Origin of the sequence: Moorena sp. SIO3B2, from assembly GCF_010692525.1 — a bacterium.
GTDB classification, from domain to species: domain Bacteria; phylum Cyanobacteriota; class Cyanobacteriia; order Cyanobacteriales; family Coleofasciculaceae; genus Moorena; species Moorena producens.
Map to the genome: position 1 here is coordinate 1 of NZ_JAAHHE010000065.1, position 22,452 is coordinate 22,452.

Sequence of the window (22,452 nt, forward strand, 5' to 3'; positions counted from 1 at the left end):
CGTCAAGCAGATGGTACCACTAGGGTTGAGTTTAATAAGAAAGCGCTCGACCGAGCTAAGCAAAAATTGGATCAGTCTCAGGAGGCATTAGCAAAGTTTCAGGAATCCTCTGGTTTAGTGAATAGCGAAGCCCAAACTGAAGGACTGGTGAGGGCAATTACTGATCTGAGTATTAGCCAAGCTCAGGCTCAAGCTGAAGCTCAAGCTAGTCAACATCAGCTTCAAATCCTATCGACTCGTTTGGGTCTTACTCCTAAGCAAGCAATCCGCTCTCTAGGTCTAGCAGAAAACCGGGATTACCAGTTTGTGCGGCAGCAGTTGACTGAACTGGAAGCGACTTTGGTCAAAGCTCAAGCTACTTATACTTATGCTCATCCTGAGATCCAAAATCTGCTGCTACAACGTGAGCAGTTGCAGCAGCAGATTCAACAGTACATCTTTCTAGCAGCTGGTGATACGTTAGTAGACCCGACGCTAACTGATAGTGCTCAAGGAAGAGCAATGTTAATCCAGCAACTGATTCTGGCGGAAAGTGCTGCTAGTGGTCAACAACAACAAGCGGAGCAATTACAGCAGCAGATTGACCAGATGAAAAATACTTTAACGGTGATTCCTGTCCATCAGTCTAGGCTGCTGGAACTAACGCGACAGTACGATGTGGCTGCGGGAGTCTATAACGGTTTAGTTGCTCAAATGGAGCAAGTCAATCTTGATGCGTTTAGTGCTTATCCCAATGTACAGGTGCTTGACCCTCCCACTGTTGACGAGAAGCCTGCTGGTCCGAAGAAGTTGTTAATCATAGCTAATGGTTTTCTGGCATCGGCAGTGGGTAGTATAGCGCTGGTATTGCTTCTAGAACGGCGCAACCCACTGCTGAGTCCCAAAGACCTACAGGCAATCAAGTTCCCGATGGTGGTCAATATCCCTCATCTGAGGCACGCTGGTATGGGATTAGAGCTGGGTACAGAAACGGATGTAGAGTTTCAGCGACTAGCATCGGTGATTAGCTTACGCTCTGGGGAGGACCGTCGCATCTTGATTACTAGCGCGATGGTCTCAGAAGGCAAAACTACTGTCACTCTGGGATTGGCGACAGCTCTGGTAGATTTAGGGTTTCGGGTCTTGGTAGTGGATGGAGATTTCCGACAGGCAACCCTTTCTCAGCGCTTGGGTCATCACCATGACCCCCTCAAACCCGGACAGCCGGTGAAGATCCAACCGAGTCTTGACTTACTGCCTACCTCCCACAAAAAAGGCAAAATTGTGGAGCTGGTGACCCAGGGTAAATTTGAGCAGAGCCTAGCTACTGCGGAGGAATCGGGTGACTATGACTATGTTTTGATTGACAGTGCTCCGGTCAGTATGACCAGTGAAACTGCCCTGATGGCTGCTGTCATCGGTAATTTGTTGTTTGTTGTTCGACCTGAGATTAGTAAGCGTGACTTTGTCAGTGACAGCTTGGAACAACTGGCTCAGCACAATGCTCAACTGTTGGGTTTGGTGGTGAATGGGGTAGAAACTAAGTCCAAACCCTACTTATACAGATCTAGTGATAGTTTAGTGAAGTCATAAGCGATGAAACGTAGAACATTACTCCAGCTAGCTTTATCTGGCGCTGCGATCGCATTCCTCTTACCAAGACTCTTTGATAAGCAAAGCGCTACTAATTCGGTAAGAGCATCACCAATACAAAATTTGTGGTTGTCCGGAAAGTCAATTAAAACTAAAGTTAGGGTGGATTGGGCAAAGCCAGTCGCACAAACTACACCCTTCACCTTTGGCTCCAACGACTACGAAATTACTATTCTGGAAAAGGCATCAGACTAGGTTTTCCAGAAGCATTTGGCGGAACTGGATATCAGGTTAATTCGTATTCACCATATCGATCTATGGGAACGTTGGACTAACCGAGCTACGAAAAGCTGGGACGAGGCAAAAATTCAAGCCTGCTACGATGCCTCTTATCCCCAAAAGCCTACCATTATCCAAAACATTCCCCGCTGGCCCAGTTGGATGGCTACAGATCCGGATGGTCTACTTTCGAGAAAGGAGAATATATAGCAGTCGCCAGGGCAGTTAGGACATGACAAAAGTCTCACACCCTTTGTAAGCGCAAGAGTTTTACTTCTGACAAATGACTTCTGACAAATGACTTCTGCTATAACATCAACTACTCATGGAACTCTGGTGAAGACCGTCAGAATACCCATGTCGGCGCGGTTTGGTTTGCTTCAGTATTCAAACATTTAGCTGACGCTGGGATTGACATGGCGACCTCCTGGCATCTCAAGGATAAGTATTACGGCATGATCGACCCAAGTAATAATCTGCGACCTGCTGCAACTGTATTTCCCTGGGCGATCAAGTACCTGACTGGCAAGGTGATGTACACCCAGAGCGGCCATAAGTTTGTGGAGGCTATGGCAATAGAGCAGTCCAATGAACTGCGATCGCTATTGTTGATCAATAAATCAGCCAAACCTGCCAGCATCAGGATTGAGGGAGCACTGGATTTTCCCGACACTGAAAGCCTAAAAAGGCTACCCATGTTTTCTTTAGATACCAACGCTGTCAAGAGCAAGACCCTAGCAACAAGACTACTGAAGTACTCATCGGTGAGATTTAATCCTTACTCTCTTGTGTTACTGGGTTTGAGTAATTAGTGATTAGGCATTAGCCATTAGGCATGATAGCACTAGGTATTAAGTACCAGAACCATTAGACAACAGAAGTGAAAAAGATTCAGTGAAAAAAATTCACCGAAGCCTTACCCCACTTCAGCCAACACCTAAACACTAAAAATTAACACCTAACAGCTTGCTCTAACTCTCAAAACTAAATTGACAGAGTACTTAGTCCTTTTGATTCACCAATTTCGTGTCATGCAGCAGATTAATCACCCATTTCTGAAATTTATCGCTCATCTTTATTTTGAGGCTAAGGGTTTATACTATCAGTTTCGATACCCCAATCTCACCCTTGCCAAAGGAGTGCAGATCAAAGGCTCTCTTCAGGTAGCAGGTAGCGTTAAGGTAGTGATTGGCTCAGGTTCTCGCTTGGGTAAAGAGGTATTTATCTATGGTTCTGGTAACGTCAATATTGGTTCAAATGTACTGCTTAATGGGCCTTGTATAGGTTGCGAGTGCTCAATTACCGTGGGAGATGAATGTCTAATTTCTGACTGCTTTCTTGCTGATAGCGATTACCATAACCTACAACCCCACCTGCGTCACTGTCCTCCAGGACCAAAGGTTTCAGCTGAGATTGTGATTGAGCGAAATGTCTGGATTGGAGCCAGAGCTACGGTGATGAAAGGGGTACACATTGGGGAAAATAGTGTAGTAGGTTTAGGCAGTGTGGTTCGTAAGTCTGTCCCTCCCGGCGTGGTAGTTATTGGGAATCCCCAGCAAATTGTGAAGCATTTCAAACCAGTCAGTAAGACTCTGTGACTGAAAACTTTGGTACTGACAGGCTTTATTGTTTCTAGAGCATTGCTTGAGTAATCAAATTTCAGGGAAAATCTATAGATTTCAATTACCCGATCACCCGATCACCCGATCACCCGATCACCCGATCACCCGATCACCCGATCACCCGATCACCCGATCACCCGATCACCCGATCACCCCATCATCAACTGATCCAAGTTTTCTGATTACTTTACCGATGCTGTAGATGTTGCGATCGCAACTGACCCATATACGGTTATTCCATGCTTTCTCAGGGTTTGGGTGGCTGATTTGACTGTAGCTCCGCTGGTGTAGATATCATCTAGGATTAGTACGGGTGAGGTGCTATGATGTCTGAGAAAGTGTTTACCAATAATAAAGGCATCTGCTAGGTTTTGCGCTCGCTCTTGGACAGATAAACTAAACTGAGGTTGAGTTGCCCGGACTCTTTCTAAACCCAGTGGTGCTTGTTTGTAACCAGTGAATTCACAAAAACTTTGGGCAATTAGCTCTGCCTGGTTGTAACCTCTTTGTCGCTTTTTTGTAGGGTGCATGGGAATGGGAACTACTATTAATTTTTGCTTTTGGCTACGGGTGGCAGAGGATTTTAACCAAGCTTTACCCAGCCAATGGCCCAAGGGATGTGCTAGCTGGGGTTGGTTTTCATATTTCAGGGCAGCAAGTAATCGTTTTAATGGACCACCGTAATTGCCCCAGACAAACACTGGGAGATTTTGATTACATAAAAATTGATTTTTGTCAAGTTGGCAGCGGAGTAACTGCTGCTCGCAATAATCACACAATTCATCAGAGGCAGGTCGCTCACATAGGGGACAGTTCGATTTCAGAAAGAGACTTAATAGACCGTTTTTAAGGGTCTGAATTCCCTGTAACATAATTTTGGGGATTTATTTGGCATGATATTTCTAAAGATGCCAAGACTAACCCTAAGAATCCCTCAGTATTTCTACCGTTTTCTGCTTCTAAGAGCGTGATGCAAAGCATAGGAAGGATTAATAATATCATGTCCAGTTGACGACTTATCATTCTTGGTTGAGAGTCAATTTTTAATTAACGATTTAGGTGAATACGACGTGATTAATGGTAAGAGATATTATGCCTTCAAGATATGATGCCAAAATCCCGGAGGAATAACAGGATTAGGCGGCGATTTGTGGATAATCTTTACTCTCTTGATCTGATTCAACCTTCAGACTATCCCTTGGTGGGCAATGAAGCCTTTAACTTAAGTCAGCTCTGGCAACGGGATTATCCGGTTGTACCTGGCTTTGTGGTGAGTGCAAAGGCATTGTGGGAATTTATCGCAATTTTAGGTGAGTCTGAACCCCTGTTAGCTGATTTACCTTCTTCTTATCTTTACGTAGATGTAGACAATCCTCGCCAGCTACAGCAAGTGGCTCAGCAAATTCGTCACAAAATTCAAGGGGCGACTTTAGGTTCGGTGTTGGCATCAACCCTATCCGAGATAGCAGAAACTACACTCGCCCCAGCAACAATTTTTCACCCTTCCTTATCCATGACATCACCAGGGTCGGGAATTGAGCAGGACACTGGGGAAACTGAAGTGGCAAGATTAGATCAACCCCAGATTTTTTCAACCTTACCAGAGAAAATTTTGGGATCCTATATTTGCCCTAGGCAACCACTCGCAATGGAACTGTCTTTAAAACAGGTTTGGGCAGAACTATTTCGCGCCAGAAGTCTATTTTACTGGCAACGGCATAGTATTGGTCTCCAGCAGCTCAATTTGGCAGTCTTGATACAACCGATGTGGGATGCGATCGCTTCTGGTAAACTCCAGATTAACCAAGCTGAGGGTTACATCCAAGCGACTTGGGGGTTAGGTACTGCATTGGCGAAGGGGGAAGTAGTGCCAGACTATTACCAAATTGAGATCGAAACTGGTATTGTGCTAGCCTCACGACTGGGTCGTAAAACCCGTGCCTATGGGTTGTGTCTGGAACCAGACTCATTATCACTAACCCAGAACACTGTGCAAGCCTATCTACTCAGTGAGGAGCAACAAAAACAGTACACCCTAAAGGATAAATACCTCCAAGAGCTAATTACTATCAGTCAGCGTCTAGTTGCTGATATTAGTCCTACCTTTTCCCTAGAGTGGACACTATGGCAAACCTCAGAAAACTCAGAACCACAGTTACAAATTACGAAATTTAGTGCTCAAACTGGGCAAAAGTGGGATGCTAGCCAGTTGAGGGTTGAACCGTTACATCATGCTTCCAATGTAGCTTACTCTGTTGGTTCTACTACTTCCTACGGCAAGCTGTTTACGTCTGTACAAGTGAGTAGCCGACCCAATGTGCTTGAAGCCTCATCGGACTCCATTGGGAGCAACTCTAGTGAACACACTGTCAACCCATCCATCACGCCTATGCTTGTGAGAGGATTACCCGCAGCACCAGGAAGAGTTAAAGCCACTGCTCATGTGATATCGGGTGAGGGCAAAAACGTCTCAGCAATCCTCTCTGGTAGAATTTTGGTTGCCCAAAGTGTTTCTCCTGACTGGCTACCTGGGCTCAAGCACGTAGCCGCTATTATTACTGAACAAGGAGGGATAACTAGTCATGCTGGGATTATTGCTAGAGAACTTGGTATTCCCTGTGTTGTGGGTGCGGCTGGTATTACCCAAATTGTAGAAACTGGGGAGTCTCTACTCGTGGATGGGGGACAGGGGGAAGTTTATCGGCTAGGAACTAAGCAAGGGTTTCCGGTTGAAAAATTGCATGGCTCAGGATTAAGAGAAAGGGAAGCAAAAGTAAACTTTCAACCTTCTAACTTTCAAAATACTTTCCCCATTGCTACTCAACTATTGGTTAATCTTAGCCAGCGGGACTCCCTAGAAAAAATTGTGGGTTTGCCAGTGGATGGAGTGGGGTTATTGCGTTCAGAACTGATGATGTTGGAGATTTTGAATAATCTGCACCCCAGTCAGTGGCACAGACAGGGCAATGAACATGAGTTGGTAGAACGCTTGGCTCAGTTAATTGTTCAATTTACGGTTACCTTGGCACCACGTCCTGTATTTTATCGCTCCACGGATTGGCGCTCCCATGAATTTCCATCCCTGAGTGGGGATCACCTGGTAACGGAAGCGGAAGTTAACCCGATGCTTGGTCTACGTGGCACTCGTCGCTATCTGAGTGACCCAGCTAGCTTTGATGTAGAACTGGCAGCTTTACAGGAGGTTTATGCTTACGGCTGCAGGAATTTACGGCTGATTTTGCCCTTTGTACGTACTGTGGAAGAGTTTACCTTTTGCCGCCGTCGGGTAGAACAGGTAGGACTTACTGATAATCCTGATTTTCAACTTTGGATTATGGCAGAAGTACCATCTGTGTTGTTTCTGCTACCAGACTATGTTAGAGCAGGTGTTCAAGGAATTTCTATTGGTACTAATGATTTGACGCAACTTTTACTAGGAGCTGATCGGGAACAGAGGCAGTTGGAAACACTGGTGGCAGGGTGCCATCCAGTGGTCAAGCAAGCAATTCAGCAATTAATCGAAATGGCAAAGGAAGCTGGTATTCCTTGCTCAATTTGTGGTCAAGCTACGGTTCAGGATCCGGAACTCATTGATTTGTTGGTGCAGTGGGGAATTACTTCGATTTCTGTTGATGTTAAAGATGTGGAAGGGACTTACCAGGCAATTACTCGTGCTGAGCAACGTTTACTCTTGGAAGCAGCACGAAATAAGTCAAAAGGCTTGGGTGTAAAAGGCCAAGGGGAAAACATATAAATATATAGAAGTTCCCAATTGGATGATGAGATCCAGTCCAGTAGTATCGGTGAACACTACCACGTACCACGGGACAGGATCTGATTTGGTTTATCTGGTCTGACCTAGGTTATAAATCTGAAAACTGCTGTAATTCAATCAGTGAATTATGGTTAGGCTTCTTAGTAATTTGAGTTAATAGTGCTTCATAGCGGTTGAGAGCGTTTTGATAGGCGAAGTGCTTCAGAGCAAATTTTCTACCTTGTTGACCTAGAGATACCCCCTGCTCAGGATTTTCATACAATTCGACAATTGCAGATGCTAAAGCCTGGGGCTGTTGTGGTGGTACCACTACACCGCCACCACTTTTTCGAACAACTCGCGCTGCAGTTCCATTCAAAGGCACAGAAGCAATGATGGGTCGTCCGCAAGCCAATAGCACTTGAATTTTTGAGGGCATATTAAAGGAAACAACGTTACGCTTTTGCACAACTAAACCTATATCTGCTGCTGCCAACATTTCTGGTAACTTCTCTCGGGGTTGGAAAGGTAAAAGCTTGACATTACTAGCCTTGCAAGTCTGACAGTCTTGCTGTAGCTGCTGTAGAGCCTTAGATTCTCCAACAATGACGAAGACAATTTCTGGAATATGCCTGACCAGAGTAGCCGCCTTCACTACTGTTTCCAATCCCTGAGTCAGGGCAATATTACCGGAATACAGTACTACAAACTTGCCATCAAGATGGTAAGCAGTGCGAAACGAATTTCCTTCTTTGGGTAAGGGACGGATAACATTAACATTCGCCCAGTTGGGGATACAGGTAATTTTGTCTTTAGGTACTCCTTTACTGACTAAATTGTCAACGAATCCCTCAGAAATAACACTGATTCTATGAGCAGTGTGGTAGGCAAACTTCTCTAAAGCTTCAAAGATACGGATGGCTAGTTTGTTTCTAATTAGACCAACCTGTACAGCAGCTTCTGGCAAAATATCCTGTAAATTCAGTAATACTGGGCAGTTGTACAACCAACCGAGTAAAGCAGCTGGCACACTAACCGGCAGCGACGGTACTGTCAGCAGAATTACATCAGGTCGCCAGCCCTGGAAAGCCTGAATCAAACTAGTCACCACGAAGCTACCATCCAGTAGTATCCGTGTCACTACACCAGGCTTTGGTCGAATCCAGACATAGGAGCGTTGAATTATTACTCCATTTCTTTCTTCAGTCAGATACCACTTACCCTGATATTTATCATAGATACAGCGCTGGGGATAGTTCGGCATACTAGTGACGACTCGTACTTGATGTCCTGCCTTGACCAAACCTTCTGCTAGTTCCGTCATTAATGGGGCAATGCCTATGGGTTCAGGATGATAATTATAGGAGTAGATTAATATGCGCATGAACGTTATTGGTAGAGCGAGTAGTCTGTCAAGTTAAGATTTGACAGGTGGACAAGCGATGCATCGCTTTTTACAATTCATTGAGAAACACTATATCTAGTTAGTTCTATCTATCAGTTACTTAGCAACTGGTGTCTAATTACCCTACATACTTTACTGTTTGAATTTTCACCTTTAAGAGAAAAATTTAAACTTTACTCATTCAAAGCGTTTGGTTTAATTTTCGACGTTATAGCCTTGATGACTAGATACTCAATCGGCTTTGTCTGTTGATGCTTATGCATTGAACCAACACCGAATATACCAAAAGCTATTACTCTCAATAGAGCAGTAGGTTAGACAGACGCGCTTAGGCGCTCTTATCTCTAAGAATACAGACAGAAAAACTCAATTATTATGACCTTCTTTAGCAGGCAATAATTAGTCCTCAGGCTTAGGATAGCTCCAGCTGATCATTCCCTGTTCTTGGTTCTATTCATATAGGTATCAAAACTATCATACTCACTGGTTGGACTCCTGATGCCATCTTAGCCATCGTCAATTTTATAATATAAATACTTGGTATGCTACCTTCTTGATTATTGATGATAACTCTGGTAAAAATACCATTACATAACGATATAAATTTGCGCTAAATAAAAAAAATGAAGCCAAGATTTATTTAAATAAATTACTCTCTGGATACTTTAAGGGATTAACTGCACTGACCACTAGATTCGTAGGCAGATACATAACCGATGTAAATAGATTCATAAATGGCACTCCTGCTGTAATTTTAGATACTTTTTTAAGTGTTGATGTTTTCATAGCGATGCATCTCTATATTATAAGGGTATATATTTTATATATAGCTATAAATGAGTTGTGAACGCCAAACTAGCTGAAAGTATTATTTCAAGAGGGTGCTTTGTTCAAAAATAAAATGGAAACTCTATAAGACCATAGGAAAAAATTGATTCGAGCTATGTTACCATGCCCCACTACCTGTTTTTCTAAAGGAACTACCGGAAAGCTTATCAGAAACAGCTATTAATTTTCAATTATATAATTTTAAAGATTATGTTAATCAAATGTGAAAATGTAAAATTCTTATAACACTCTATCGAGAAATCTGAAATCCCTTACCTACCTAGGAGCTAGTTTTGGTAAATAATGTGGAAACCCCCATCAGCTAGTGCATCAAGATAGGGGGCTATAAACATGGATTTGGAATCAGGCTATCAAGGAAAGGGGTCTCCTAACTATCTTGACTTAAGTGGTTAGCCCAAAATAAAAAATCAGTAAAGACTTTGTGAAGAAATTTGTGAATAAATGGTAAAGAAAAGGGAAGATAAGACCCAGGCTTACAAAAATAAGCGTCCGCAACAGCACGGTGCTTAGTCCAACGAATAAGCGCGAAGCAACCGGATTGGTCAGCAGGGGATATTCACCACACTCTGTACTCAGCACTCCTTCATGACTAAGTTTGGTAAACCAGAGGAATTCAGAACCATAAAATCTTACCCAATTCCCCCTAAAGTAAAGTAAAAGCCCACTTTTGGGTAAGATGTTTGATGGTTTTTGGTGATGATGTGTCATGCCACGATGGTTTTGGGAACGCTGTAATCAAGAACGGTAGGGATGGGTAAACCGGGGATGGGACAATGGCGGACAAACCACGAAAACTCTTAAGCTTACACCTCATTGGCTGATCGCTTTATCTATATACCATGTTCCGAGAGTCAGTGAACTTCTGCTATGGTCAAAGCCCCAATTCCTCACTCCTACCAGTGGCTAAAACTTTACGAAATCTTGACAGTTATAGTGTGTTAACTCATGTGGAATTCGACTTACATTCAAGAAGAGAAGAATGATGTGAATCTTTGCTGTTAACCCTGATACAGTGTACTATCAATTCCTATACAAATAGATGAGTTACCAAGTTCCGGTCAAAGTTCCCTTCGTTTCACTAGCTCAACAACACCGACCTATTCAAACTGAGCTAGACCAGGCAATTCAATCTGTAGTGCAGCAGGGAGATTTTGTTCTTGGTAAAGCCTTGATGAATTTTGAGACAGCATTTGCGGCTGCTTGTGGTGTCCAATACGGTATCGGGGTGGGATCTGGCACCGATGCGATCGCACTCGGATTACAAGCCTGTGGCATTAGTGCTGGGGATGAAGTGATTTGTCCTGCTAACACTTTTATCGCTACAGTGATTGGGATCATAGCTGCTGGTGCTACGCCAATTTTGGTGGATTGCAACCCCCTTACTGCCCTAATTGATCTCAATATTGCCAAACAAGCCATTACAGCCAAAACCAAGGCAATTGTCCCTGTGCACCTTTACGGTCAGATGGTATCCCCGAGTGAGTTAATCGCATTTGCTGATGCCCACAACTTACTGATTTTTGAAGACGCAGCACAAGCTCACTTAGCACAGCGAGAGGATTATTATGCTGGTTCTGTGGGCAAGGCGGCAGCATTTAGTTTCTACCCCAGTAAAAACTTGGGTGCCTTTGGTAACGGTGGCATGGTAATCACTAATGATGCTACTGTGGCAGAAAAAGTGCGATCGCTTCGCAATTACGGGGCACCTCGCAAATATTTTCATACCGATATCGGCAAAAATAGCCGTTTAGACACGTTACAAGCTGCTATCCTCAATGTCAAACTGCCTTATTTGACTGAGTGGAACCAGTCACGCTACTGGGCAGCTGGGCAGTACGACAATCTACTCAAGGCTTTGGAAGGTCACGGGATTGTGCCCATAGAAAACCACAGCGGGTCAGGTCATGTCTACCACCTTTATGTGATTAGGGTGGGTCAACAATGTCCCTTTAACCGACAGAGCATCCAGGATGCTCTGGCCTCAGTGGGAATTCAAACCGGTATTCATTATCCAATTCCTTGCCATCTCCAGCCAGCTTACAAATACTTGGGATATCAAGCCGGTGACTTTCCCCATGCCGAAGCTCTGTGCAATGAGATTTTATCTCTACCAATTTATCCCAACTTGAGCAAGGAGCAGATTGAGCAGGTTGTTGATGGGTTAGCTAATTTATTAGGCGTGCTTGAGCCATTAGTTATTAATCATTAAACTATGCAAATTGGACGCAAAATTCCTATTGCCATTGATCGCTATCTACTGGACGGTTGTATCATCGTTTTACTAGTCATTATTTATGGTCCTGTGCTGATGCATTGGTATAATGGCTGGCTCAACAAAAGTATCAGCATTACCCATGAATACTTTAGCCATGGTTTGATTGGGCTACCGTTTGCTGCCCATATTGTCTGGACGAACCGACGACGGTGGCATAAGCTGACTGATACAGCCCATCCCTTTGGTGTAGTCTTACTGATAATTGGAGCAGTAAGCTATCTTAGCGGTCAATCAGAACTGGTAAATTTATCGTTTCCCATGGTTTTAGCTGGTATGAGCCTATGGTTAAAAGGGATTGGTGGCTTTAAGCTACAAAGTTTTCCCCTGCTGCTAGTGGCTTTGGCAACTCCAACAGCAGTTCCCTATTTGATTGAACCTTATATCTTGCCCCTACAACGCTTTATTGCTGCCATGGCTGCCTTTATTCTGACTCAGTTTGGGATGAATGTCAGACTGGAAGGGATTAACTTGTTCGTAAGTGAACGAATTGTTGAGGTAGCGCCCCACTGTGCTGGTCTTAAGATGTTATTTACTTGCCTGTATGTGAGTTTGATGTTGCTTTACTGGAGCGGTGCTATTGAGTCACGCCTAAAGACTATTTGGCTGTTATCTGGTGCGGTGGTTATAAGTGTTAGTGCTAATATTGTCCGCAATAGTGTGCTTACCTTTTTCCATGGCAGTGGACAAGATAACGCATTTCATTGGCTCCATGAAAGCTGGGGCGGTGACCTCTATTCAGCCATGATGTTAGTGATGCTGGTTCTATTAATGAAGTTCATTGAAAAATACTTTCCCTCAGACACCAAACTTGACTCCCTTGGCTAACAATGAAGATTAAACGTTATAGTTTTTAATTGGGTGAGGTACACAATTTTGGGATTTTAGGGAACAGCGGATCTGGGAACAGGGAATAGGGAAAAAAAATATGTGTACCTCATAAGTCTGATAAAGGCTATAGAATGATGAAATCAGTAAGTTTAATAAAGTTAATCCAGCCCTGGCAAATCTCCAGGGGAGTCTTACTGGTGTTGCTGTTAGTCTTGGTAATAATGGGAGCAGTACCGGGTTACTGGACAGGAAACTGGCCTTGGGCAAAACTGCCACCAGTGACTAACCTCCAAAAGATAAAAGCTATCCGCAAGACAGGAATAGAACTATCTGACTGGCAAACTGTTAAGCAACAAACCATCAGGATTGGCGGCCATAAATGGTCTTTGCAGTTCATAGAGCAGGATCAACAAAAACCAGTGTGGTTATTTTTGCTTCCCCAAAATGGTCCTAAATCCCAGCCACAGGTAGAATGGGAAGATATTAGCGGATTTATGAGACAAAGATCGGGACAATGGAAGATCGATTCTTATAGCCAAATCAAGTTTGTGGTCAACACATCTGATGTTGAGGGGAAGACCCAGGCTGATCCGACCATCACAACCAAGCCCAAAAGCCACCCCAAAAGTGTTGTTAACGCCCGTTTCTTTCGTGCCTGGAATCAGCGGCAAACCTTCGCGATAGTACAATGGTATGCCTGGCCAGAGGGTGGTAATCCTGCTCCTAGCCGTTGGTTCTGGGTTGATCAACTGGCCCAGTTACATCGCAAACGGGTGCCTTGGGTTGCGGTGAATATCCAAATTCCCATAGAACCTTTGGGTGATATTGAAAATTCTAGGCCAATAGCCGAATCTCTCAGTAAAATGATTCAAACTGCTTTGATGAGCGATCCTTTGGCTGAGGAAGCTAGTAGTATACAAAGTATGAAGGATCAACAATCAAAGATGAAGGCTCAAGGATGAAGGATGAAGAATGAAGGCTCCAAGATGAAGGCTCAAGGATGAGGGATCAAGGATAAAGGATGAAATGGATTTATTGCTGGAACACTTAGGGTTGACTAAAAAGTTTATCCACAACAAGAAGTTAAACGTCAGACTTGCCACTTCAGACTTGCCACTTCAGACTTGCCACTTCAGACTTATCATTTTAGACTTGCCACTTCAGACTTGAGATTTCAGACTTGAGATTATATTTGACCATTGGAACATGACAACTGACACCCACAGGTTTGGCAACCAAGTTCTTACTTTATCTTTGTTTGGGGGTACCGTATTATTATGGCTGGTTAGTTCTGGAGTCTGGCTTAGCCCTGGTTGGGCTAAGCTTGTCGGAAATTTACCGACATCGGTGCAAAATCTTGGGGATGGGATTAGCGATCGCGCTCAGTTGCCTACGTTTAGTTCCATGGAACGGGAAACAACGGAAACTGTTGAATCAGGGGAAAGGGAAAGGACTGAACTGGAAACCCCTGAGACCACCCCTGAGACCACTCCTGAGACCATAAAGGTAACGGAAACGTTGCCACCGCCACCACCGTTGAGCAACCCTGAACCGGTCTCAGAGGAGAATCCATTGGAACAGTTGGAGGAAATGTTACCTCCTTTGGGCTACCCAGAGACTCTGTCACAGGTGAGTCCATCTGATGAATTTAATCGCCACTACCTAGGGCGAGAAGATGTAATCGCAGTGAGTGTGACAAACTTTCCGAATCTGGCTTTTCAAAGTGCTATTGATTCTGACGGAAATATTGTGGTACCGCTGTTCGGTAAGCTACGAGTGGTGGGACTTACTCTAGAGGCGGCTCAAGATTTAATTCAAAAGGTCTTAAATGAATTTGTGATTGATCCTGAAGTAGTTGTGAGCCTACTGAGTACACCGGCTGTTCAGATTACGGTGAGTGGTGAGGTGTTTCGACCAGGCTATTACCCCCTGCCAGCAGGAACTCAACCGAATCAAGCCCTTACTGCTGCGGGTGGTACGACTACCATTGCTGATTTGCGGACTATTTTGATTCGTCGTAAGTCGGTGGTGAATAATTCTATCATTGAGCGAGAAATTGACTTGCTGACACCGCTGCAAAATGGGACAACTCCATCGGAATTGAACCTCCGGGATGGGGATGCTATTATTGTGCGAAAGTTGGAGGTGGGTAATACTACCGATTATGATAGGCAGCTGGTAGCTCGTTCTAACCTAGCTCAACAACAAATCAGCGTTCGAGTGTTGAGCTATCCTAATGGGACGATTGGCAACTTGACATTAGCTAATGGTAGTACGTTTATTGATGCCTTAACAGCAATTTCTCCTAACCCAGATGATGCTGACTTGGATAGCATTGCCTTAATTCGTTTTGATCCAGAACAGGGCAAAGCGGTGACTCAAAAACTAGACGGAGAAAAGCTACTAAAGGGTGATGTTTCCCAAAACGTGCCACTTCAAGATGAAGATGTGATCGTGGTGGGTCGAAGTCTTGTTGCTAAGATTTCTGCCGCTCTGAGTCTAGTGACTCGACCCTTCAACGATTTTCTGGGATTCCGGAGGTTTTTTGAGGAAATACCAGAACTGTTTTGATAAGGTTTGGGTATGACAGGAGCAGAAATCCATGGTACCTCTCCCCTGGTGTGTTAGCTTTTCCATCGACAGCACGAAAATCTCCGGATACCTTAATGAATGGACAGAAAACTCCACTACCTGTCTCGGTTTGTAACTGGTGCTCAGAGTCCCTGTTGACTCAGCGGTAAAAATAGGAATAGGCTACAGGATTTTTCTATGACTGCTGCCTTAACAATAGCGGAAACAACTTATGACTCCCCCTTTTGTCACACGTTACCTGATTGCTCTCAATCAGCATAAGTTAATCGGCTTTGCCACGTTTTTCCTGATTACTGGCATATCCGGGATTGTGGCTATACAGCCAACGCCACCTCCGATTTACCGAGCTGAAGGTCGCTTGATATATACCACTCCTGTGAAAGTATTTTCCCAGACAGGGGTACAGATTTCAGAACAAGGTAAACAAGTGCTGACACAGGGAACGCTGCTGGCAGACAATGTGGTGAAGGAAGTAGCAGCTGGGATGCAAGTCAGCTCCAAAGACATTGTTAAAAATACACAGGTGAAATTGCCAAAAGCAGAAGGAGCACAATTTATTTCGGTAATCTATAGGGATAAGAATAAGGAAATTTCTGCAGCCATCGTTGACATGCTGATGAAGAAAATGGTGGAACAGAGCCGTTTTATCAACACATCACAACTAAGACGGATTATTGAAGTGATAGAAGAACGTTTACCTAAGGCGGAGGCGGAACTAAGGGAAGCGGAACAAAAACTGGAACAGTATGACCGCCTACAAGGACCAGCTTTATTTGCTGCTCAAGATGGGACGTTAGTGGGTGGAATTACTGGTAGCCAACAGCAACAACGTAGTCTCGAGATACAGCTAGAGGGGGTTGAGGCTCAATATTCTAGCCTAATCGAACGGCTAGGTTTGACCCCTGACCAAGCTTACACGTCTTCTGCCCTTAGTGCTGACCCGATTATTGCTAGTCTGCGAGCTCAGATTCTGGATACTGAGACACAGATGGAACTGCTCAAGGGGCAGTTGCGTCCGCAACATCCAACTATGATTGAGTTGCGCAAACAGCAACAGACTTATGAGACCTTACTTCAGGCACGTGCGGCTGAAGTTCTCGGTGGTAATGGGTTTACCTCTCCATTGCCCAGTCAAATCCGCCAAGACAGTACCCTGGACCCAGCACGGCAGGCACTGGCTAATCAGTTGGTAGCTCTGCAAACCCAGCGGGAATCACTTCAACGGCAGTTGGCAGCTACCCAAAGAACGGAAAAAGAACTAAGACAGCAATATCAGCAGCTGCCCAATAAGCAGCTGGAGCGAGGGCGACTGGCTCAGCAAGTTGCTTTTAAGCAGGAATTTTACAATCGGTTGCAGGCGGCATTAGCAGATAGCAAAATAGCAGAGGCGGAGACTGAGAGTAGTCTTGCGATCGCTGGGATTTCAGAACCGAGAGCACTTCAGGCCCAGACAGAAAGTAATCCGATCGTTACTTTGGCAATAGGTGGTGTAATCGGTATTGTTGTAGGTGCTGGTGTGATTCTGCTGCTATCAACCCTGGATAATACTTTATACACGCCAGAGGATGTTAAGCCCATACTTCGGGACAATGGTGTGCCATTACTGGGGGATTTACCGACAATCGGTCTCAAGTCCTACCGGGGTGAAGCTGCTATAATAACCCAACCAGAGGCTTTGGAGTTAGAGTTCTACGAACGGTTCCGCACTAATCTTCGTCTGCGGGAGGAACCTGCGGTAAAAGTGGTGTTGGTGACTAGTACGGCAGGGAATGAAGGAAAGACGATCGTGGCTTACAATTTAGCGATCGCATCTGCCCAAGCCGGTATGCGTACTCTGTTGGTAGAAGGGGATTTGCGATCGCATTCTGTAGCTCAAGCTCAAGAAGTGATTCACCTGATGGACGCTCCACTGGAACCTTTGCGCTTCTATGGCTCTAAGAGTGAATGTATTCATTTAGCCCAAGATTTTGAAAATCTCTACATTCTCCCTAGTCTTGGGCCCCTGCGCAAAGCTGCGGGGATCCTAGAATCGAGTGAAATGAAGCATTTGCTGGAAGATGCTCGTGGTCGCTTTGATTTTGTTGTGGTTGATTCCCCTAGTCTGTCCCGTTGTAATGATGCCCTATTACTACAACCATTTACTGATGGGATTGTGTTAGTAACTCGACCAGGCTATACCCAGGGAAGTATTTTATCTCAGGTGATCGAAGAGTTAGATGAAAACGAGGTACTGTTGGGAGCAGTTATCAATGATATCAAGCAGCTACAACCCCCTGTTCCCGTGGATATTGGTAGGGGGTATTCAGCGGTAGATACTCCTGTGGATCAAACCCCAGCAGAGAACCATAAAGTTACTAGTGGAGTAGGGAGTAGGGAGTAGGGAATCGGGAATCGGGAGTCGGGAGTCGGGAATCGGGAATCGGGAATCGGGAGTAGGGAAAGAGAGGGAAGTGTGGGAGGTGTGGGAGGTGTGGGGAATTTAGAAGTTAGAAGTTAGAAGTTAGAAGTTAGAATTTAGAATTTAGAATTTAGAATCGAGAATGGGCGAATTTAGTAGGGAGTAGGGAGTAGCTCACTTGGGTAGGTTTTTTACATTTGGGTCAAACCCACCCCCAACCCCTGACCGGTCGGGGGCGGTACACAGGGATAAGAAAAGGAAAACAACTTAGGTGCGCTTGACCTATTAAGAATTAAATTCGCCACGGGTCGCACCTGAAAAAGCGCTGCATCGCTTTCTTATCCCCCACACCCGGTCACCCCACACCCGGTCACCCCACACCTGAGGTCAAAGTAAAAAACCTACCCTGATGGGGAGATAGGGAGATGGGGAGTCAGAATTACTATAAGAACGGCGATAATTATCCAGAATTTCTTGATTTAGTAATACTAAAGTAGTGGGCTTTTTTTGCTTGTAACTGATACACTTTAAGCACATCATAACGTGGTTAATCTATCAGCTTATGGGTTTATCTAAGGTAACATTAATCGTGACTCAGAGGGAGCGGTTTAGTTTAACAAAGCCTTCCCTAGACAGTATTATTGCTGATTATTCCTCTTATCCTTTTGACCTAATCTATGTAGATGGTAATGCTCCATCCCAAGTGCATGAGTATCTGCAACAGCAGGCAGATAAACACGAATTCATGACTTTGATCCATCGCGGACGCTATTTGAGATCGAATGTTGCTCGTAACATAGCTCTACCGTTTGTTAAGGATGCGGATTACATTGTTTTTATTGACAATGATGTGATTGTAGAGCCTGGTTGGTTAAAACGTTTGGTTGAGTGTGCTGAACAAGAGCAAGCTGGTATTGTTGCTCCTCTAATTTTACAGGGGCAACCAGGCTCTCCGGATATTGAGGTACATGTTGCTGGGATTAAAACCAAGTTTCACCAAAGAAAGCATGGTAAAAAGTGGTTTGAGCAAAAGCAGTTGCTCTATGGTACTCAATTACGGGATGTTGAGCAGGATTTACATCGTACCCCAGTAGATTCTGTAGAGTTTCATTGTATCCTAGCTCGTCATTCTCTGATCAAGTCTATTGAACTGGATGAAATCTTTGATAGCTTGGCGAGTCATACTGATTTATGTATGCAGGCAACGGACTTAGGCGAGACAATTTTCCTGGAACCTAAATCTAGAATCACTTTCCTCAATCCTCGACAGATCACTCGGTTTGACCAGGATGATGTGCCATTTTACGTATTTAAATGGAATGAAGAATCTGTACGAGATGTGTTCAATCGTCAAGTCAAAAAGTGGAATTTGGGTAAGGATGATCCTTCAATGTGGTCGATTTGGAGGTGGGTGATTGAGAATCGTCAACTCCCGGCTAAGTGGTCAACTCAAGAGGGGAGTTTCGAGAGAAAGTTATTGGAGTTCTGTCAGCGTCGCTGGTGTCCAAGTTGGCTGCGCACATTGTTAGAATCCTATGTGATTAAGCGCGCATTTCCTGAGACGGGGATTGCTGACAATTTAGTGGAAAATGTCAGCAGTAAACCCTCGGTGACTGTGTAGGGAGTCGGGAGTCGGGAGTGATTGATCCTATGGTGGGCAGTGCTTATCAATCTAATGGCAAGGTTTGGAATCTGTCTAATGCACTGCCCACCCTACATAAACTTATGATTGATCCTATGGTGGGCAGTGCTTATCAATCTAATGGCAAGGTTTGGAATCTGTCTGATGCACTGCCCACCCTACATTATTTACTGACAGCTGACCGCTGACGGCTGTTCGCTTAGCGTGCGCGTAGCGCATATGCTTACCTATGGTGGGCAGTGCCTAGCCGATTCCTAATATCCAAAAACTTCAACTGTTGATAAAGCATAGAAATCATGGGCAAATCAACTCCTGCTTTGCTTGCCATCCGTAAAGCATTGCCCACAATTGCCTCAACTTCCAAAGGTTTTTTTCCATCATAATCCAGTTTCATGCTGGTTAAAGAAGGTTTCATTTTTTCCGTATGGTCGAGCATTTTTTGGATAAAGCGATCGCCTATTATCCGTCCGCAAGTCTTTGCCCCCACTGCCACTTCCCTCATTACTTGTTCTGCTAAAAGCCGCGTATCGGCATTGGCCATAATTTGATCTGTTCTGGCATTTAAAATCACGGAAAGACTATTATAAGGAATATTCCACACTAACTTTTTCCACCTAGCTAAAAGCAAATCTCCGCTCAATTCAATAGTAATCCCTGCGGCTTCAAAATCCCTAGCAATTTGGCTGATTTGTTCTGTAATGCCAGTAGCTTGATGGTTAGGAGCATATTGCCCTAGGGTAATGATACCATAGTCGATGTGGTGAATCTGACCCTGCCCTATTTTATTAGAACAGACAAAACATAACCCACTGATGATGGTATTTTATCCTATAATTTTGTAAATTTCTGGTTCAAGATTGATGCCGTTTTGTAAGAGCAACACTACGGTATTTTCATTTATTAATGGCGGCAATAGCTCTGTCAAAACATAATTTTGCGTCGCTTTTAATGCCACTACAATGACATCGCAATTCGGCATTTTTTTGACATCGTTGTAGGCATCTACTTCCGGCAGAGTAAAATCACCATCTACTGATTTTACAATTAAACCGTTTTCGGCGACATGGTGGTAGTCGCTACGCAGTAAAAAGCTGACTTGATGACCGGCTTTTTGCAGTTTGGCACCGTAGAATCCGCCAATAGCACCGGTGCCGATAATTCCATAGGTTCGATTTGATATTTTGAGAAGTATAACGATTATGATTAATTCGATGGTGGGCAGTGCCTAGCTACCTGATGGCCAGGTTTGGGATCGTGTGATCCACTGCCCACCCTACAGGAAATTCCTGCTTTTTAAGTGTTTAAAAATGCAATTTTAATAAAAGCGATACAGCGCGCTCATGGGAGTTTACCCCATGAGCGACTGGATCAATACAATGGCTTTTTATTTTGTTTAATCCCTTGCTATTTAAGGGGTTAAGCTCATTTAAATTACTCATTTACTGTAATCTGTCTAGGATAGCCGAGAGAAGTTAAAATTAGTTTAATAATGATTATTTTAATATTTAATCGCAGTTGCTCCCCAGGAAAACCCGGCAGCACTACTGGCTAAAACTACTAAATTACCAGGCTTGATTTTATGCAACTCTATAGTCTTAGCCAAACCCAATAAAGTATCTGTCGCTCCCAAATGGCCGCAGTTTTTTAAGGAAATAAATGTATTCTTTTCAGTTAAGTTTAGTACGTCAAGAAGCTTAGCTAATAAGCTTTTTTTGATCTGATTGGTAAATAAAAAATCTATTTGATTTAGAGAGAATCCACTTTTTTGCAATGCAGTGGTGATTACTTTTTTGTAATTGTTTAAATAGATTTGTGATAAAGTTTGTTCTAATTGATGGCGATCCTCTACTTTGACATAATTAAGTGCTAAGTCAATATTTTCATTTTTTACAGGCAATTTTGTCCCCCCCAAGGGAACTCGAACCAAATCAGCTAATTTGCCATCATTTATACCATAATAGGATAGAATTTTGTTGCTAGACTCTCCTTTTTTTAGTAATGCAGCGGCGGCACCGTCGGCGAAAAAAAGAAGAGAATTGCTATTTTTATCCGAGTAATTTAGCAGCTGGGATAATTTATCACTACAAACAACTAAAGCATAATTTAAACTATTATCTGCCAGCAACATGTTCCGGCAAATATGAATACCTAAGTTACCGCTGTTACAGAAATTTCTAATTTCAAAACCATGAGCATTGTTAGCACCAATGGCAGCTTGGATTTTTGCTGCCGGAGACCAAAATCTGTAATCGTAATATCCTACCCCGCAATAAGCAATTAGATCTATTTGTTCTGGTTTTATTTTGGCTTTTTTGATCGCCGACATTGCTGCTTTAATTCCCCTATCGCTGGGATGTTCGTCTTCGGCAGCAATTGTTTTTTTTTCCATTCCTATTTTTTCTTTCAAAACCCACAGGGGTATATCTGCTAGTTTGGCGATCGCCTCGCTAGTCATAACTCCCGAAGGAATATAATAACCTATAGCTGCAATACCGACTGTTGACTGATTTTTATTGTTTTCAATCATCTAGCTTTTATTAGAACTAAATACTTAAAGAGCGTTCGCGTAGCGTGACGTTCCGTCAATCGCATTTTTTTTATAGCACATCTAACTATAACAATTCTCTCTCCCATCAGCTACAAAGGGATCCCCCTAAATCCCCCTTAATAAGGGGGACTTTGAGGCTCAAAAGCGTACCTCATAAATGCAATAAGCGCTATAGATCAAAATATCACCAAAATCCAAAAAACTCCTCACATATCTTGACCCTATTCCCTACTCCCTACTCCCTACAAATTTGTTACAAAAATTTTCAAAATATGTTACACTAAAAGATTATTTGTGTTAATATAAAAGAGTGGTTGGTAAAACTTCCACCTCAAGAGCTAGCCCGGGAAACGTACAAATCTACGGGCTAGCCTTGGGTCCCCTATGACAGGAGATACTTTTATTATGACTTATTCTGAACGCCTTCATCCATGGGTGATCATGCGGCTATTACCCAAGATGCAGCGAGTCGTTGTTGGTCGGTTCCGCAACCGCTCTGATGCCGACGGTCATTTAAAGGCTCTGAAACGGCTGATGCCCGATGCTAAATTTGTGATTGTTTTTGATGTCGGTAATCCGATAGATGAGGAATCGTTGGATGAGGAATCCTAGGGTTGTACTTTAGGCAATAGGCAATAGGCAATAGGCAATAGGCAATAGGCAATAGGGTACTGGGATATATCGCATT

At 43.8% G+C, this 22,452-nt stretch carries 17 protein-coding genes and 1 pseudogene; 14 read left to right on the forward strand and 4 right to left on the reverse strand.

All coding sequences use genetic code 11. The features are described 5' to 3' along the window. The 5 genes from F6K38_RS16430 to F6K38_RS16450 all read left to right on the forward strand — a co-directional run. On the forward strand, positions 1–1,572 hold a 1,572-nt coding region (locus tag F6K38_RS16430; protein WP_287356959.1), incomplete at its 5' end, for a GumC family protein. 3 nt (positions 1,573–1,575) lie between these two features. Then, positions 1,576–1,827: a hypothetical protein gene (locus tag F6K38_RS16435; RefSeq protein ID WP_008185813.1), complete on the forward strand. Its 252-nt coding sequence runs from the start codon at positions 1,576–1,578 to the stop codon at positions 1,825–1,827. A gap of 15 nt (positions 1,828–1,842) precedes the next feature. Then, positions 1,843–2,061: a hypothetical protein gene (locus F6K38_RS16440; RefSeq protein WP_008185814.1), complete on the forward strand. Its 219-nt coding sequence runs from the start codon at positions 1,843–1,845 to the stop codon at positions 2,059–2,061. A 206-nt stretch (positions 2,062–2,267) separates the two neighbouring features. After that, on the forward strand, positions 2,268–2,663 hold the full coding sequence (locus tag F6K38_RS16445; protein WP_008185815.1) for a hypothetical protein: 396 nt from the start codon (positions 2,268–2,270) through the stop codon (positions 2,661–2,663). Positions 2,664–2,882: 219 nt separating this feature from the next. Then, a complete protein-coding gene (locus tag F6K38_RS16450; protein WP_008185816.1) occupies positions 2,883–3,449 on the forward strand; it encodes an acyltransferase in 567 nt (188 codons plus the stop codon). A 206-nt stretch (positions 3,450–3,655) separates the two neighbouring features. Here the strand turns inward: F6K38_RS16450 and F6K38_RS16455 are convergent, their stop codons facing one another. Continuing rightward, positions 3,656–4,345, reverse strand: a complete 690-nt coding sequence (locus F6K38_RS16455; protein WP_008185817.1) for a ComF family protein — start codon at positions 4,343–4,345, stop codon at positions 3,656–3,658. 278 nt (positions 4,346–4,623) lie between these two features. Here F6K38_RS16455 and F6K38_RS16460 point away from each other — a divergent pair, with 278 nt between their 5' ends. After that, positions 4,624–7,227 carry a putative PEP-binding protein gene (locus F6K38_RS16460; RefSeq protein WP_008185818.1) on the forward strand — a complete coding sequence of 868 codons (2,604 nt, stop codon included), beginning with the start codon at positions 4,624–4,626 and terminating at the stop codon, positions 7,225–7,227. A 109-nt stretch (positions 7,228–7,336) separates the two neighbouring features. On the opposite strand, the gene F6K38_RS16465 is transcribed toward F6K38_RS16460, so the two are convergent. Next, on the reverse strand, positions 7,337–8,611 hold the full coding sequence (locus F6K38_RS16465) for a glycosyltransferase family 4 protein (RefSeq protein ID WP_008185819.1): 1,275 nt from the start codon (positions 8,609–8,611) through the stop codon (positions 7,337–7,339). A 1,909-nt stretch (positions 8,612–10,520) separates the two neighbouring features. Between F6K38_RS16465 and F6K38_RS16470 the strand changes: the two genes are divergently transcribed. The 7 genes from F6K38_RS16470 to F6K38_RS16500 all read left to right on the forward strand — a co-directional run bounded on the left by F6K38_RS16470 (position 10,521) and on the right by F6K38_RS16500 (position 19,404). Then, a complete protein-coding gene (locus F6K38_RS16470; RefSeq protein ID WP_008185820.1) occupies positions 10,521–11,690 on the forward strand; it encodes a DegT/DnrJ/EryC1/StrS family aminotransferase in 1,170 nt (389 codons plus the stop codon). A gap of 3 nt (positions 11,691–11,693) precedes the next feature. Beyond that, positions 11,694–12,581: a cyanoexosortase B gene (gene crtB / locus F6K38_RS16475; RefSeq protein ID WP_008185821.1), complete on the forward strand. Its 888-nt coding sequence runs from the start codon at positions 11,694–11,696 to the stop codon at positions 12,579–12,581. A 134-nt stretch (positions 12,582–12,715) separates the two neighbouring features. Further along, positions 12,716–13,546, forward strand: coding sequence for a cyanoexosortase B system-associated protein (locus F6K38_RS16480; RefSeq protein WP_044493607.1), 831 nt, complete (start codon positions 12,716–12,718; stop codon positions 13,544–13,546). Between the two features lie 244 nt (positions 13,547–13,790). After that, positions 13,791–15,155 carry a polysaccharide biosynthesis/export family protein gene (locus F6K38_RS16485; RefSeq protein ID WP_008185823.1) on the forward strand — a complete coding sequence of 455 codons (1,365 nt, stop codon included), beginning with the start codon at positions 13,791–13,793 and terminating at the stop codon, positions 15,153–15,155. A gap of 232 nt (positions 15,156–15,387) precedes the next feature. Further along, on the forward strand, positions 15,388–17,556 hold the full coding sequence (locus tag F6K38_RS16490; RefSeq protein ID WP_287356961.1) for a GumC family protein: 2,169 nt from the start codon (positions 15,388–15,390) through the stop codon (positions 17,554–17,556). A gap of 607 nt (positions 17,557–18,163) precedes the next feature. After that, positions 18,164–19,195 carry a glycosyltransferase family 2 protein gene (locus tag F6K38_RS16495; protein WP_287254946.1) on the forward strand — a complete coding sequence of 344 codons (1,032 nt, stop codon included), beginning with the start codon at positions 18,164–18,166 and terminating at the stop codon, positions 19,193–19,195. A gap of 17 nt (positions 19,196–19,212) precedes the next feature. Further along, on the forward strand, positions 19,213–19,404 hold the full coding sequence (locus tag F6K38_RS16500; protein WP_287254947.1) for a hypothetical protein: 192 nt from the start codon (positions 19,213–19,215) through the stop codon (positions 19,402–19,404). A 35-nt stretch (positions 19,405–19,439) separates the two neighbouring features. Here F6K38_RS16500 and F6K38_RS16505 read toward each other — a convergent pair. Together F6K38_RS16505 and F6K38_RS16510 are read right to left on the reverse strand one after the other, a co-directional pair. Next, positions 19,440–20,396 (reverse strand): annotated as a pseudogene (locus F6K38_RS16505) (putative 2-dehydropantoate 2-reductase). A gap of 318 nt (positions 20,397–20,714) precedes the next feature. Beyond that, positions 20,715–21,743: a 3-oxoacyl-[acyl-carrier-protein] synthase III C-terminal domain-containing protein gene (locus tag F6K38_RS16510; RefSeq protein WP_287254949.1), complete on the reverse strand. Its 1,029-nt coding sequence runs from the start codon at positions 21,741–21,743 to the stop codon at positions 20,715–20,717. Positions 21,744–22,169: 426 nt separating this feature from the next. Here F6K38_RS16510 and F6K38_RS16515 point away from each other — a divergent pair, with 426 nt between their 5' ends. Continuing rightward, a complete protein-coding gene (locus F6K38_RS16515; RefSeq protein ID WP_044493665.1) occupies positions 22,170–22,376 on the forward strand; it encodes an SPOR domain-containing protein in 207 nt (68 codons plus the stop codon). Positions 22,377–22,452 lie beyond the last annotated feature (76 nt).